This is a genomic window from Shewanella sp. AS1, assembly GCF_021412565.1.
GTDB lineage: Bacteria > Pseudomonadota > Gammaproteobacteria > Enterobacterales > Shewanellaceae > Shewanella.
Genome location: NZ_JAKCLJ010000001.1, coordinates 604,844 through 619,081 on the forward strand (window position 1 = coordinate 604,844; position 14,238 = coordinate 619,081).

The window sequence follows — 14,238 nt, forward strand, 5'->3', positions numbered from 1 at the left end:
TATCACTTGGCTCCTGGCTCAGTCAGAATACGGTTGTTAAACAGCTGGCTTTGCATCCGAAGATCTTCAAGCATAAAGCCCTTGTCGATAAATTGTGGCTTACTCGGCATTTTGGCAACCGATGTGGTTACTGCCGGGCAGGCATTATTGTCACGATAGTAGAGGGCCGCTGATAATAAGCGCTCATTAGGGTCGCCTAAAGCGTGGCTATAATCGTCTGCAAGCTGGCAGCCTTGAAGTTCGCTCTCTAGTGTTGGGCTGAGACTTGGGACAAAACCATCTGAGTAATCACCAAAGCCTTTGTCATTCTCGCCTCTAAACTGCACGCTAAAGTAGGTTTCGCCGCAGTTTGGGGTTGGATAGAAGCCATAGGGTTTACCACAGGTTGTTGAGCCAAGCTGGATCACCTCGATATCGATCCCTTTTAAGCCGTTGATCAATGCCTCACTGGCTGAGCAGGTTGCGTCTGTAGTCAGCACGAAGAGGCGGCTTAACGCTAATGTCGGCAGGGTCTGTCCTGCGTCCAAAAGAGAGCTGTTAAAACCTAAGGTTTCATCATAGAAAGGCGTAGGACGCAGGGTTTCGCCGGTGACAGGATTGGTATTGGGGTATTTATCATTAAAACTGCTGCGCTCAAAGGTGCGGTTATCGGTCGCTAGCGGTCCGGCAATCATGTAACCCAGTTGACCTGCCATGGCCAGAAGCCCACCGCCGTTGTAGCGCAGATCTAACACCAAATCGTTTATATTTTGATTTTTCAGTGCAGTGATCGCATCGAACAGGCCGCGTTCGGCCGTGGCGATATGGGAGTTAAACAGCAGATAACCGACATTGCCCGAGGCGGTGTTCAGAACTTGACTGTTTGCTACCGGTGTGGAGACAATCGATTGGGCAGTGAGTGTGACATCCCTTGGGGTGCTTGCCCCAAAATCCAGCAGGGTGAATTGGGTCTGCTGCCCCAGGGTTGACGGAAACAGGCCGTTATTTAGGATAGCAATAGAGGCGCTGTCGTTGGCATCTTTAACACTGACGCCGTCAATGGTGGTGATAACCGCACCGCGACCAATATTGGCGGTGTCGGCCGGTGAGTTGGGTTCAGTGAAAGTGATAGTGACTTTACGCTCGACATTGGCGCCTTGCTGAATATGGATCTTAAATCCATAACCGACTGAGACACCCGATTGATTGAGTGCCTCCCACTCGCTGGTGGGCATAGAGAAATGGAATCTGTCTTTGGGGTTACCCGATGGCGACAGCTCCTCTGTTTTGAGCTGAGCAAAATATTCCAGCACACTGAAAGGGGCGGGATCGACATCGTCAATTTCGTCATACCATAAATAAGTATCGTTACTCCAGGAACGTAACCAGAGCTTCTCATTGAGTGCGTAGCTGGGGTTGCTCGCCATACACTGATTAGCAAGTTGCTTATAAGGTGTAAATTCACCCTGTACCCAGGCCACTTGATCGGCCCCTGAACCATTGTCTGAGTCTCCGCCGCCACTACAGGCGGTTAAGCTCGACAGGGCCAAAAGCATACCGGATAACAAAGAGGTGCGAAGTAACGTCATAAAAAATCCTTATTTTGGAAAGCCGTTCACGCTTTCTTATTTGTAATAGTTTGATAAGAACAAATAGCGCACAATGAAGCTTGTTAAATCACAAAAACAATTCTATAACAAAAGTTTACATCATGTCATCGCCTCGATTGACTCAGTTTGATTTTACTCTGTTTCTGCTATGGCTTATCACTGACAGATTGTGTCATTATGTGGGGCAAATAGCTCTTTTTTCACAATTACTTACCTATTACTTAATTACTTAAGGATGTGCGAGTATTTATGGCCTATTCATTTTTGGATCTGATTTCGGTCAGCTGTTTTTTCGTCTGCTGGATCGGTTATGCAAAATTTGCCCGCAATAAGGCAAAAACCACTAACTGTATCGCTAAGTGTTTACATCAGCACAGAATCCATTGGATGTACCAGTTGCTCAGTCGGGATGTGAGGGTATCGGAAGCGGCGCTGCTGGCGAATCTGGAGCGAAACATTAACTTCTTTGCCTCCACAACCATGCTGGTACTCGCCGGTGTGTTAACCCTGTTTGCGCAAGTTGAGCGCCTCGAAGAGGTGATAGCCTCGATTCCATTAACCGCGCCGCCAGTGCATCTGCTGATCCAATTAAAACTGGGTCTGCTGACTTTTATTTTTGTGATGGCCTTTTTCCACTTTACCTGGTCGATGCGCCAATATGGTTTTTTGAATGTGATGATAGGCGCAACGCCCATAGATAAAAGCAACCAGAACAAGGCACTGCAAGAATATGCTGCTCAAATGGCGATAGTGCAGGATCAGGCCGCCCACTCCTATAACTATGGCCTGCGTTCTTACTATTTCTCTATGGCGGTACTCTGCTGGTTTTTTCATCCTCTGCTGTTTATTGTTGCCAGCATTGTGGTGGTCTATACGCTTTATCGTCGGGAGTTTAAGTCCAAAGCTGTGATGGCCATTACTGCTGGAATGCAGATCCTAGATGAACAGAGACAGTTGCTTGAGCAAGGACAAGTGCATGAGTAAAAATAGTTACATGAGCAATAGCGAACAAGAATAGGTGCATGAAAAAAGTCAGGCGCAATCTCACGCTTAATTTCAACTGAATTCTAAGCAGAGTCGTAGTCGTGACAAGGGCATCACGCAACATTTGAGCTATCTCCTTGAAATCAGTGGAAGGTGTCGAGTCAAGGGAAGTTGTCTGGTAAAGGGAAGCTTGGCAAATTCATTGATTAAGTCAAGCAGGGGCTCGAAGTAAAAAGCTGATGTTTGCTTCCTACAAAAAACATTGAAAACAATGTTTTTTTGTTGTCAGTGAATGCCAGGATTAGCCTAGGACTACTCATTTGTATTTTTTTTAACCACAGCTTCTAGGGAAAGCGGTATAGCAAATAGATGAAAATCACAAAATAACTTTTTATGCGCGATGATTAACTTTTTCGGCAATTATTTTCAGCTTCATTTCATAATTCGCTTTAGTTCAGCTTTTGCTGAATTATTTGTACCATTTTCAAGCTATTATCGTTATAAAACTACAATGTTAGCAAAATATTACATTTTCAGGTGACATCCATCACGTGGAAAGCGACTAAAACGTCATTTAGTTACACTTTTGTGTCAGAATGTGATTTCAATACAAGTATTTTTATCGATCCTCAACTAAAATTGAACCTCCCTCACTTACGAATGGTTGATGTTTGCGATGGCAGGTTTTTCAGACAAGATTAAAATAATCAAGAAGGGCTTAGATGTGCCTATTGCCGGTAAACCAAAGCAGGAGATAGGGGATGCCCCTCAGCCTGCGAGAGTGGCCTTACTCGGCGAAGAGTATGTGGGTTTAAAGCCGACACTGTTAGTTGAAGTAGGTGACCGAGTTAAGAAAGGTCAACCTTTGTTTGAAGATAAGAAAACCCCTGGCGTACTCTTTACCGCCCCAGCAAGTGGTGTGGTGGTAGAGATAAATCGCGGTGAACGCCGGGTATTGCAATCTGTGGTGATTGAAATCGACGGTGAGGAGCAACTCAGCTTCGCGCGTTTCGATGATCTATCCCAGTTGAGCCGAGAGCTGGTTCAGCAAAATTTGGTGGACAGTGGTTTGTGGACCGCACTTCGAACGCGTCCTTTCTCTCGAGTTCCCGCCCTCGATAGCCAAGCATCGGCCATCTTCGTGAATGCCATGGACACTAACCCGCTGGCAGCCGACCCCCGTATTATTATTGCCGAGCAGCCTGAAGCCTTCGCTGCCGGTTTGCAAATTCTTAGTTACCTAACATCGCAAGTGCATCTGTGTCACGACGACGGTGAGGCCTTGCCCGGTAGTGAGCTTGCTCATGTGAAGAGTCACCGTTTTGCCGGTGTGCATCCTGCAGGGCTTGTCGGTACCCATATTCACTTTATTCACTGCGCCAGTGTTGAGCGCCCCGTTTGGCATCTTGGCTATCAGGATGTGATCGCCTTTGGCAAGCTGTTTCAAAGCGGTGAACTCTATACAGGCAGAGTGGTTTCCCTTGCGGGCCCGACCGTATTGAATCCTCGCCTGCTGCGTACCCAACTCGGTGCTCAGTTAAGCGACCTGGTTAAAGGTGAGCTGCAAGCTGTGGATAATCGTGTGGTTTCCGGCTCTATTTTGTCCGGTCACACAGCCGAAGGGGCCCATGATTTCTTAGGCCGCTTCCATCAGCAGATCTCTGTGCTTCAAGAAGATTCCCATCATGAGCTTCTGCCTTGGGTTCGCGGTGGCGGCGATAAGTTCTCTATCACCCGCGCGGTAACGTCAGCTTTTGGTTCGACTAAACGTCTATTTAACTTCACCACCCATACGGGTGGGGCTCATCGCGCCATGATGGCCTTTGGTCAATTAGATAGAGTCATGCCACTGGATATCCTACCGACCCTGTTGGTGCGTGATTTAGTGGTGCGCGACACAGACGAAGCGCAGCTGCTTGGTGCCTTGGAGTTAGATGAAGAAGATTTGGCTTTGTGCACCTTCGTTTGTCCCGGCAAATATGACTTCGGACAAGAGCTGCGGATCTGCCTAGATATTATTGAGAGGGAAGGTTAATGAGTAAGCCAAGCAAAAAGCCTGATGTTCAACATGACTACTATGCCCATGGTGAGTCGATGCGCGGCTATTTCCGCTCTCTCCTTTATGCCTTTGGCCGCAGCACTAAGGGTAAAGTGCATGTACGTGATGCCATCGATGTAAAACGTACTATGACCCTCGTGGGTTTATGTTTGCTGCCCGCCATTCTATTTGGCGTGTACAACATAGGCCTGCAGGCACAGATTGCGGTTGCAGCGGGTTTAACCACCCCAGATACCTGGCAGCTGGCACTGTTTAATGCCTTAGCGGGTGGCCTCAATGAGCAGAGCGGCTTTATCGGTCTGTTCGGTTATGGCCTGAGCTTCTTCCTGCCCGTCTACCTGACAGCACTGCTGGTATGTCTGTTCTGGGAAGTGGTCTTTGCCCGCGTTCGAGGACAGGAGCTACATGAAGGTTTCTTCGTAACCGCGCTTCTATTCAGTCTTATCTTGCCGATATCGACGCCCCTGTGGGTGGTTGCCTTAGGTATTACCTTCGGCGTGATCATGGCAAAAGAGGTGTTTGGCGGCATGGGTTATAACTTCCTTAACCCCGCGCTGGCTGGTTACGCCTTTATCTATTTCGCCTATCCAACCAAGGTGGCTGAGATCTCACAGTTTGTCGCTGTCGATGGTTTCTCTGGTGCGACGACCTTGATGCAAACGGCGGCCGGTAAGCTGAGCTTCGCCGACCAGAGCTGGTATCAGGTCTTTGGCGATCCAAACTGGTGGAACAGCTTTTACGGCTTTACGGTTGGCTCGATTGCCGAGACCAGCACATTAGCGATTCTTATCGGTGGTCTGCTTCTGCTGGTGACTCGTCTGGCGGACTGGCGCATCGTTGCCGGTGTGATGCTGGGGATGGTGTTGACTGCTGTACTCTTTAACTACCTGGGCGGGTCGAAAAACAACATGGCAGGCATGCCTTGGACCTGGCATCTGGTTACCGGTGGTTTTGCCCTAGGTATGATGTTTATGGCCACAGATCCTGTGACCACTTCCTACACACGTCAGGGTAAGTTTATCTATGGTCTGCTAATTGGTTTCATGACTGTTCTCATCCGGGTACTGAACCTGAAGATGCCAGAGGGGATCATGCTGGCCATCTTGTTCGCTAACTTATGGGCGCCACTATTTGACTATATTGTTGCCCGAACCAACATCAAGCGGAGGTTAAAGCGCAATGCGTAATATCACTAAGCCGATGTTGCAGTTTCATACTGTGAAGGTGTCGATGATGCAGCCTTGTTATTTCGACGTTCCAGCCGTATTGAGTGCGTTGACAGGGGAGAGAAAAGCGAATGGCATTTAAGAAAGACAGCATAGTGGGAACCATGATTTTCACTATTATTCTCTGCTTATCCTGCTCCTTTATGATCACGGGTACCGCCGAGATCTTAAAAGAGCGTAAGTTGGCGAAAAAGCGCGATGAATTAAAGCGTAATGTATTAATAGCGGCCGATGTTGAGCTTGCTGGCCAAGATTTCCGCCAGGTGTTCGACGCCTCTGTGACTCCCATCTTAGTGGAGCTGGACACAGGTAAAGTCGATACCAGTACCAATGCCTTGGATTTTGACGACCGCATGGCGGCAATTAATCCAGAAACTTCGATGAAACCGAAAAAAGATACTGCGAAAATCAAAACTCGCGCCAATGTGGCTCGTGTCTTTAAGGTGTTCGATGAGCAAGGCCAGTTGCATGCCGTTGTGATGCCTATCTATGGTAAGGGCCTATGGTCGATGATCTACGGTTTTGTGGCACTTAAACCCGATTACAACACAATAGAAAATGTCGTCTTCTACGAGCATGGCGAAACCCCGGGTATCGGTGATTTTATCGAAGATCCTGAGTGGACCAATAAGCTCAAGGGTAAGCAGCTGTTCGATGAAAACGGTCATGTGAAGTTTAAGATTGTGAAAGGTGGCGCTAAGCCCGGCGATCTACATGGTGTGGACGCGGTGAGCGGCGCAACCATGACAGGCCGAGGTGTACAGCGTGCCATTGAATTCTGGTTCGGCAACGAAGGCTTCGAAACCTTCCTGCAAAAGCTAAAAGCATCGGAGGTGTAAGATGAGTAAAAGTATGACTTCAACTCGGGATATTTTAACTACACCTATCTTTGCCAATAACCCAGTGGCGATGCAGGTATTGGGTGTCTGTTCTGCCCTGGCAGTAAGTAATTCGATGCAAACGGCCCTGGTGATGACCCTAGCCGTGACCTTTGTGTTGCTGTTCTCGAACCTGTTTATCTCGCTGATCCGTAACTTTATCCCTAACAGCGTGCGAATTATTGCCCAGATGACGGTTATCGCATCCTTGGTAATAGTGGTGGACATGATACTGCAGGATGTGGCCTATGAACTGTCGCGTCAGCTGTCGGTATTCGTTGGGCTTATCATCACCAACTGTATCATCATGGGCCGCGCCGAAGCTTATGCGATGAAGATGCCGCCGCATCTGGCCGTGGTCGATGCCCTGGGTAATGCCATGGGATACGGTTTTGTGCTGTTGAGTGTGGCCTTTGTGCGTGAACTGTTTGGCAGTGGCTCACTGTTCGGACACAGCCTTCTCACAACAGTGGAAAATGGCGGTTGGTACCTTGGCAATGAGATGTTCAAACTGGCTCCCAGTGCCTTTTTCTTGATTGGTTTGTTGATCTGGGCCATGAACGTGATCCAGCGTAAGCGGGGGTAAGCAGGGAATATGGAACACTATCTTAATCTTTTAATTCAGGCTGTCTTCATCGACAACATGGCGCTCTCTTTCTTCCTTGGCATGTGTACTTTCCTTGCCGTCTCGAAGAAGGTGTCGACCTCCTTTGGTTTAGGTATCGCCGTTATCGTGGTGATGACACTTGCGGTGCCTGTGAACCAGTTAATCTACTCCAATGTATTGGCGCCTGGCGCGTTGGCCTGGGCGGGTTATCCTGAACTGGATCTTAGCTACCTGCAGCTGATCACCTTTATCGGTGTGATTGCAGCTTTGGTGCAGATCTTAGAGATGTTTTTGGATAAATATATCCCCAGTCTCTACCAGACCTTAGGGATCTTCCTGCCGCTCTTGACGGTAAACTGCGCCATCTTCGCCGGGGTGATCTTCATGGCTAACCGTGATTACAACCTGACTGAGTCTGTGGTATTTGCTGCCGGTTCCGGTCTGGGTTGGGCTATGGCTATCGTTCTGCTGGCGGGTCTGCGTGAGCGGATGAAGTTCCATGCCATCCCAGAAGGGTTACAGGGGATAGGCATCACCTTTATCACTACGGGCCTGATGGCATTAGGCTTTATGTCTTTCTCTGGAATTTCGTTTTAAGTGGTGAGTTTGCCCACTTAAATCAAATGCATTAACGAAAAGGGTTATTAGATGGAAATGGCAATAGGCATAGGCATGTTCACTCTGGTAGTGTGCTTGCTGGTAATGGTGATTCTGTTTGCGAAAAGCAAGCTGGTCATCAATGGCGACGTCAGTATTCGCATCAATGATGATGACGAAAAGAGTATTACCACAGCGGCAGGGGATAAGCTGTTAGGCGCGCTTGCGGGTAAAAACATCTTTGTACCATCGGCCTGTGGCGGCGGCGGTACCTGCGGTCAGTGCCGGGTGAAAGTGCTCTCCGGCGGCGGCGATATTCTGCCCACAGAGCGTGACCATATCAATAAGAAAGAGGCCAAAGAAGGTTGTCGTCTGGCCTGTCAGGTGGCGGTGAAAACCGACATGGAACTTGAGCTTGAAGAGGAGATCTTCGGGGTTAAGAAGTGGCAGTGTGAGGTGATCTCAAACAATAACCAGGCCACCTTTATCAAAGAGTTTTTGTTGAAACTGCCAGAGGGCGAGGACGTTAAGTTTAAGGCCGGCGGTTATATTCAGATTGAAGCACCGGCCCATGAGGTCAAATACAGTGATTTCGATATTCCAACAGAATACCGAGATGACTGGGAAAAATTTGGCTTGTTCGACTTAGTTTCGACCGTGAAGGAAGATGTGCTGCGCGCCTATTCGATGGCGAACTATCCCGATGAGAAGGGGCGCATCATGCTGAACGTGCGTATCGCGACGCCGCCAGCCGCTGGGCTGCCACCGGGTAAGATGTCCTCTTATATCTTCAGCCTGAAAGCCGGCGATAAGGTTACCATCTCGGGTCCCTTTGGTGAGTTCTTCGTTAAAGATACCGATGCTGAGATGGTATTCATCGGTGGTGGTGCGGGCATGGCGCCGATGCGCTCGCACATCTTTAACCAGCTTAAATCGGAAAAAACCAAGCGTAAAATGACCTTCTGGTATGGTGCCCGTTCACGCCGTGAGATCTTCTATCAGGATGATTTCGACACCTTGGCCCAAGAGAATGAGAACTTCGAGTGGCATGTGGCGCTGTCGGATCCACTGCCTGATGATAACTGGGATGGTTATACCGGCTTTATCCATAACGTGCTTTATGAGAACTACTTGAAAAACCATAAAGCGCCAGAGGATTGCGAGTTCTACATGTGTGGCCCACCAGTGATGAACTCATCTGTGATCGATATGCTCAAGAGCCTAGGGGTCGAAGATGAGAATATCCTGCTCGATGACTTTGGCGGTTAATGTCAGCCTTTGTTAAAGGCGATAGACAACAGTGAGTCCTGAGGATAAAACGCAGCCAATTGGCTGCGTTTTTTATGGAGCAAGAGATATTATTTTTCCGGCTTTAGCTGAGATTACTATTCTTGCGGCAAACTGTTACAGTTTATCCTTTCTGCTTATCCCTGCTAATCGGGTGTTTTCTGTTGAGTATTCGAGTGAATCAATCAAGACCATTTCACCAATTTCTTACCGAACTTGGCTTAAGCGACCAGGCTATCTTGGATACGCAGGCATTGGCGAAAGCGATTTTTGGCAGTGAAGGGGAGATCTTGCTGCATCAGGGCGACAGGCAAAACTATGCTTATTTTATCGAATCGGGTGTACTCAAGGCATGCCATTACAATGATAAGGGTGGCAGCTTAGTTAAAGAGTATTACTTTGAGCAGGAGCTGTGTTTTCTCTATCAAAGCTGGCTGACTGAGTCGCCGAGCCGATATCAGCTGGAGGTGGTACAAAAGGCGAAATTGATCCGCGTGCCCCTGAGTTTACTTGAGACCCCCTCCTGGGAGCAGGCGAAATGGGCTTTGATCCGCCAGCAATTAATCTATAAGGAAGAGAAAGAGGCGTTTTTCCTGCTTAATTCTCCCGAGCAGCGTTATCGCTATCTGCTGCAACATAGACCCCTGTGGGTCGCTATGCTCACGAGTCAGCAGCTGGCCAGTTATATCGGCATCAATCCTGTCAGCCTTTCCCGTTTAAAAGCGCGCATTCATCGTCAGTCTGAATAAGAGTGATTTTGTGGTGCAATTATCAATCAAGGCTTAACTTAAGTTAATGCGCTTAAAGAGGAGAGGCGACATCATAGCCAAACTTTCATTTTGAGGTGTGCTATGTCCGCATTTTTACTGTCTCAACTGCTGATCGCCATTGCGATTGTACTGGATCTTATCTCGTTTCAATTCAAGCAGAAGCGTTTTATCGTCACCTGTTTAGCCCTCTCGTGCATGTTAAGCGGCGCCCATTTTGCCCTGCTTGAGCAGTGGACTGCGGCGGCCTTGATGTGGTTGGCCTGTGTGCGCTATTTTGTGACGATTTTCAGCCATGCCAGATCTCTGCTGGCGCTGTTTCTCACCCTAAATTGTGTGATGACCTACTTTACCTTTGCCGGCATCTTGAGTCTGGTTAGCTTCGCCGGTAGCAGTATGCAGACCATAGCCACTTTCTCTAAGTCAGATAGGCACCTTAGACTCCTGATGATAGTGGGCACTAGCATCTGGTTGCTCAATAATCTGCTGGTGGGCTCGCCTATGGCTGCCTTGATGGAGTTTGCTTTCCTGTGTAGTAACATCATTGGTTACTACCGCTATTACGGTATTCGCCTAAGGTTAGCCAAAGAGGAGGCGTAAGTGCAGGTGTAACTGCGGCAAGTCACGGCAAATTGCAGGGTGATTGTCTGTTAGTTAATGATATAAAAAACCTCCCATGGGGAGGTTTTATCTAGATAAAGCTAATCACAACTTAATGTTCCCGCTGCTTGATGCGGTAGTTCGATGCCTGTCTTGCTCTTTGATGGGACTTTGGCGCCGAGGCTCTGGTAGCACTTCGAGTCTGAGCCTGCAGGTTTGGATGACGCTGATTGCTCTGAGGTTTATTGGCCTGTCTTTTTGCATTAGAAAGATCTGTGGCGCGATGTTTGCCCTGGCTATTATTTTGGACATATTGACGGTCATCATTGCGCTTAAGTGTGGCGCTCTTGGCGTTCTGGGCATGCTGAGTCCGCTGTTGCGCCTTGGGTTCCTTTCTCTGTTTGGCCGTGGCATTCAGGCGGCTGGTCAGCGCCTTGCTCTGGGCCCCGTTGTGACTGTATTTAGGCTTGATATATTGCCCCTTTAACACCTTATCTTGATGGGAACTTCCTCGGTTTTGACCTTGCTGCAGTTGAGTCCGACTCAGCTGCCTTTGCTGCTTTAATTGGCTCTGTGTGGGGCGATAGCTGTTATAACGCTGTTTTACCTTGTGAGTTGAGTAGGCCACACCGTGCCTGTGTTGTGGCTTGTGCGCCCAACGTTTGGCGCCATGGCTGGCGACGATTTTCCGGTAGGGACGATAGTGGCTCGTGTGCCTGTGGTGAGTCACTATGATGTGACGCTCATGCCAGCGAAATGCACTGAAGTAATAGTTAAAGCCGATATGGATCCCGGCGTGCCAGAAGAAGAGGCGGGCTCCTGGGCCGTAGTAGCTGACACTCATGCCGACAGGATAGGTCCAGTAAACGGGCGGATACTGGTGCCAACGCCAGGAGCCGTAGACCAGACGTGAGTCATAGACGGGGACATAGACTATCTGCTGTTGTATGGGTTCGATGATGATGCTGTTGTTGACCCGACTGACCCTCATATTATCCATCTTAGACAGGCTGTCGGCGGCATCGGCCTCAGCCCTTAGTGTCTGTATACTGGCGAGCACAGATGCCTCATCCTGCAGGAAGGCATCGCCCAGTTTTTGTGTCCAGGTAAGATCCTCGCTGAGTTTTGCCAGCACAGTCTCAAAGCCCACCAGGGCGATGACGCTGGGGTCCCAGTCCTGATCTGCTGCAAGGTTCACCGCTTGAGCTGCCGATAAGCTGGCGTGCTGCTTGCGCCATCTGTCGGCCTGTACCACCTCGAGGGGATAAGTAGAGGCGATCAGGATATGGCTTAGCAGGCTATCCGGGTAGAGGGCGATAGGTGCCAGTAGCTGAGCAAGCTCGGCCTGGCTTAACTGTACTTCCTGAGCCGTGCTAGCCTGATCCTCAGTGGCTGAGCTTGGCAGGCTGTAGAGCGATGGCGACAGGGCCAGTGTTAGTATGGCGATCCACGATTTGAGCTGTTTCATATCGTCTCCCAATCTCTGTTTCCTTAGGTTCACTGTTAATTTAGCTGACCCAAGATGAACATAAGCTGAAAGGGATAAAAGGGTTAGGCCTAGCCTTGCAGTTTACCCCCTTGCTGTTTAAACCTTAGTGTAAAACAGGCGCCCTTGAGACGGGGAGAGGGGGTGATGCAGAGTTCGCCCTGATAACTGTCAACGAGATCGCGCACTATCGCCAGTCCCACGCCATGACCTTTTTCATAGGTATCGGCGCGTTTGCCGCGCTCGAGTATGGTTTGATGCAGTTCGCTCGAGATCCCCTGACCATCGTCTTCAACCTGAAGGATAAGGGCATCGTTTTGAAGACCTATGCTGAGCAATACTTGAGCATTGGCGGCCTTACAGGCGTTGTCCAGCAGGTTGCCTAATAACTCGGTGAGATCCTGCTGATCGCCAAAAAATAGCGCGTTTTCATCTAATGATTCACTGTAGTCCAGTGACATATTGGGGTGAATTTTATGTAGTGTACGCAGCAGCTTATCGGCGACACTCTTTACTTTGATGCCAAGATGCCAGGCATTACTGGCGGCGCTCTGCGCCCGTTTAAGCTGATGACTGATGGTGCGATTGATCTGCTCTACTTGCTCGAGCGAGCAGGGATTTAGATCTTTCTGACTCTGGATCACCGCCAGCGGAGTTTTGAGGCTATGGGCAAGATCTGACAGGGCGTTGCGGTAGCGTCTACGCTGACTTTGCTCTGTGCTCAGCAGGGTGTTGAGCTGGGTGGCGACGGTTTGTAGTTCGGTGGGATAATCTTTGCTCAGCTGTTGAGACTGACCACTTTGAATCGATTTTAGCTCTTGCTCGAACTTAGCCAGCGGCTTGAGCGTCCACCTTAGCCAAGTAAATTGAATCACCAGCAGTACCAGCATTAAGATCATTAGCCAGAGCCACAGGTGCTGACCAAAAGCCTGCTGTTGCTGCGCTAGAGTGTCGAGATCTTTGATGATATGCAGGCTGATGGGCGCCGCGGCCTTAGCTGTGTCATTGTCTGCTCGGCCACTGTCGAAACGTACGCTGAAGCTGTATATCAGGTGAGGGCGCTTGTCTAACAACAGCTCACCGAACTGGCCTTGGCCGACTTTAGGCTTGGCGAGATTGGTCGGCGTTTTTTGCCCTAAAAAGGAGTTGGATGCCCAGAGCAGCTGCTGTTTACCCTGTTGATCTTGCTGCGTGATCAGGGCATAGAGGCCTGAATTGATCACGTTAAACTGATTATCCAGCAAGCGCTCTGGCATCAAGAGCTCACCCTCTTCCATCTCGGTGACTGCCAGTACACCATAGAGGTAGGCGCTGAGCTGATCTTGGGTGTTGAGCAGCACTTGCTGCTTGAATGCCTTGTTCAGGGCTATGCCTATGGTAGGCAGCAAGATCACGATCAGCAGCAGGGCGCTTAAGATTAAGCGGCTAGTGAGGGAGTTGAGTAGCGGACGCTTGCCTGAAAGACTCATAAGCGCACTTAATCCTGCAGCCGGCGCATGCGATAGCCCTGGCCTCGCAGTGTCTCGATCAGGCCAAGCTGGTTATCGGGATCGAGTTTTTTGCGCAGGCGGCGGATAAAAACCTCGATGACGTTAGAGTCCAGATCGAAGTCCTGATCATAGATATGCTCGATAAGCACAGTCTTGGATTTCACTTCCCCAAGGTGCAACATCAGGTATTCAAACAGTTTGTATTCAGAGCCGCTCAGATTGATCTGCATCTCATTGACGCTGATCTCATGGCTGCTGGTGTTGAGCCTGATAGGACCGTTTTGGATCACCGGGCTGGATTTACCTGCACTGCGACGGATTAAGGCATTGAGTCTGGCGGTTAGCTCCTCGGGGTGAAAAGGTTTTGTCAGATAATCGTCTGCACCGGCATCGAGTCCCTCAACCTTATCCTGCCAGTTGTCGCGGGCGGTTAAGATCAGGATAGGGTAATCCCGTCCCTGGGCGCGCAGCCGGGTGATCAGCGTGATGCCATCGAGCTTGGGTAATCCCAGGTCGATAATGGCGGCATCATAGTTGTATTCTTCCCCTTGAAACAGCCCCTCTTCGCCATCGCTTGCTACATCTAAAGTGTAATTGGCATCGAGCAGATGCTGTTTCAGATTTTGCTGCAGAGGAATGTCATCTTCAACCAGTAGTAATCGCATCTT

The 14,238-nt window shown here is 49.3% G+C and carries 13 protein-coding genes; 9 read left to right on the forward strand and 4 right to left on the reverse strand.

Annotation, left to right across the window (positions count from 1 at the left end):
* Nucleotides 1-2: 2 nt before the first annotated feature.
* A complete protein-coding gene (locus LZP69_RS02770) occupies nt 3-1,568 on the reverse strand; it encodes a S41 family peptidase (protein ID WP_234198652.1) in 1,566 nt (521 codons plus the stop codon).
* Nucleotides 1,569-1,838: 270 nt separating this feature from the next.
* Between LZP69_RS02770 and LZP69_RS02775 the strand changes: the two genes are divergently transcribed.
* From LZP69_RS02775 to LZP69_RS02815, 9 genes are all read left to right on the forward strand, one after another.
* Nucleotides 1,839-2,573, forward strand: a complete 735-nt coding sequence (locus LZP69_RS02775) for a DUF599 domain-containing protein (protein ID WP_234198653.1) — start codon at nt 1,839-1,841, stop codon at nt 2,571-2,573.
* Nucleotides 2,574-3,249: 676 nt separating this feature from the next.
* Nucleotides 3,250-4,608, forward strand: a complete 1,359-nt coding sequence (locus tag LZP69_RS02780; protein ID WP_234198654.1) for a Na(+)-translocating NADH-quinone reductase subunit A — start codon at nt 3,250-3,252, stop codon at nt 4,606-4,608.
* Complete coding sequence (locus LZP69_RS02785) at nt 4,608-5,819, forward strand: NADH:ubiquinone reductase (Na(+)-transporting) subunit B (protein WP_234198655.1); 1,212 nt, start codon at nt 4,608-4,610, stop codon at nt 5,817-5,819. The genes LZP69_RS02780 and LZP69_RS02785 overlap by 1 nt, the downstream gene beginning before the upstream one ends.
* 110 nt (nt 5,820-5,929) lie before the next feature.
* Entirely contained in the window at nt 5,930-6,697 is a 768-nt protein-coding gene (locus tag LZP69_RS02790; RefSeq protein WP_234198656.1) for a Na(+)-translocating NADH-quinone reductase subunit C, read from the forward strand.
* Between the two features lies 1 nt (nt 6,698).
* Nucleotides 6,699-7,322 carry an NADH:ubiquinone reductase (Na(+)-transporting) subunit D gene (locus LZP69_RS02795; protein ID WP_234198657.1) on the forward strand — a complete coding sequence of 208 codons (624 nt, stop codon included), beginning with the start codon at nt 6,699-6,701 and terminating at the stop codon, nt 7,320-7,322.
* Between the two features lie 9 nt (nt 7,323-7,331).
* Nucleotides 7,332-7,940: an NADH:ubiquinone reductase (Na(+)-transporting) subunit E gene (gene nqrE, locus LZP69_RS02800; protein WP_234198658.1), complete on the forward strand. Its 609-nt coding sequence runs from the start codon at nt 7,332-7,334 to the stop codon at nt 7,938-7,940.
* 51 nt (nt 7,941-7,991) lie between these two features.
* Complete coding sequence (gene nqrF, locus LZP69_RS02805) at nt 7,992-9,209, forward strand: NADH:ubiquinone reductase (Na(+)-transporting) subunit F (protein ID WP_234198659.1); 1,218 nt, start codon at nt 7,992-7,994, stop codon at nt 9,207-9,209.
* A 194-nt stretch (nt 9,210-9,403) separates the two neighbouring features.
* Nucleotides 9,404-9,976, forward strand: coding sequence for a Crp/Fnr family transcriptional regulator (locus tag LZP69_RS02810; RefSeq protein ID WP_234198660.1), 573 nt, complete (start codon nt 9,404-9,406; stop codon nt 9,974-9,976).
* Between the two features lie 102 nt (nt 9,977-10,078).
* Complete coding sequence (locus LZP69_RS02815) at nt 10,079-10,594, forward strand: YgjV family protein (protein ID WP_234198661.1); 516 nt, start codon at nt 10,079-10,081, stop codon at nt 10,592-10,594.
* Between the two features lie 112 nt (nt 10,595-10,706).
* Here LZP69_RS02815 and LZP69_RS02820 read toward each other — a convergent pair whose 3' ends face one another.
* The 3 genes from LZP69_RS02820 to LZP69_RS02830 form a co-directional block, all read right to left on the reverse strand.
* Nucleotides 10,707-12,062: a DUF3300 domain-containing protein gene (locus LZP69_RS02820; RefSeq protein ID WP_234198662.1), complete on the reverse strand. Its 1,356-nt coding sequence runs from the start codon at nt 12,060-12,062 to the stop codon at nt 10,707-10,709.
* Between the two features lie 89 nt (nt 12,063-12,151).
* Nucleotides 12,152-13,549 (reverse strand): ATP-binding protein, encoded by a 1,398-nt coding sequence (locus LZP69_RS02825; protein ID WP_234198663.1) that lies wholly within the window; start codon nt 13,547-13,549, stop codon nt 12,152-12,154.
* A gap of 8 nt (nt 13,550-13,557) precedes the next feature.
* Nucleotides 13,558-14,235: a response regulator transcription factor gene (locus LZP69_RS02830; protein ID WP_234198664.1), complete on the reverse strand. Its 678-nt coding sequence runs from the start codon at nt 14,233-14,235 to the stop codon at nt 13,558-13,560.
* Nucleotides 14,236-14,238 lie beyond the last annotated feature (3 nt).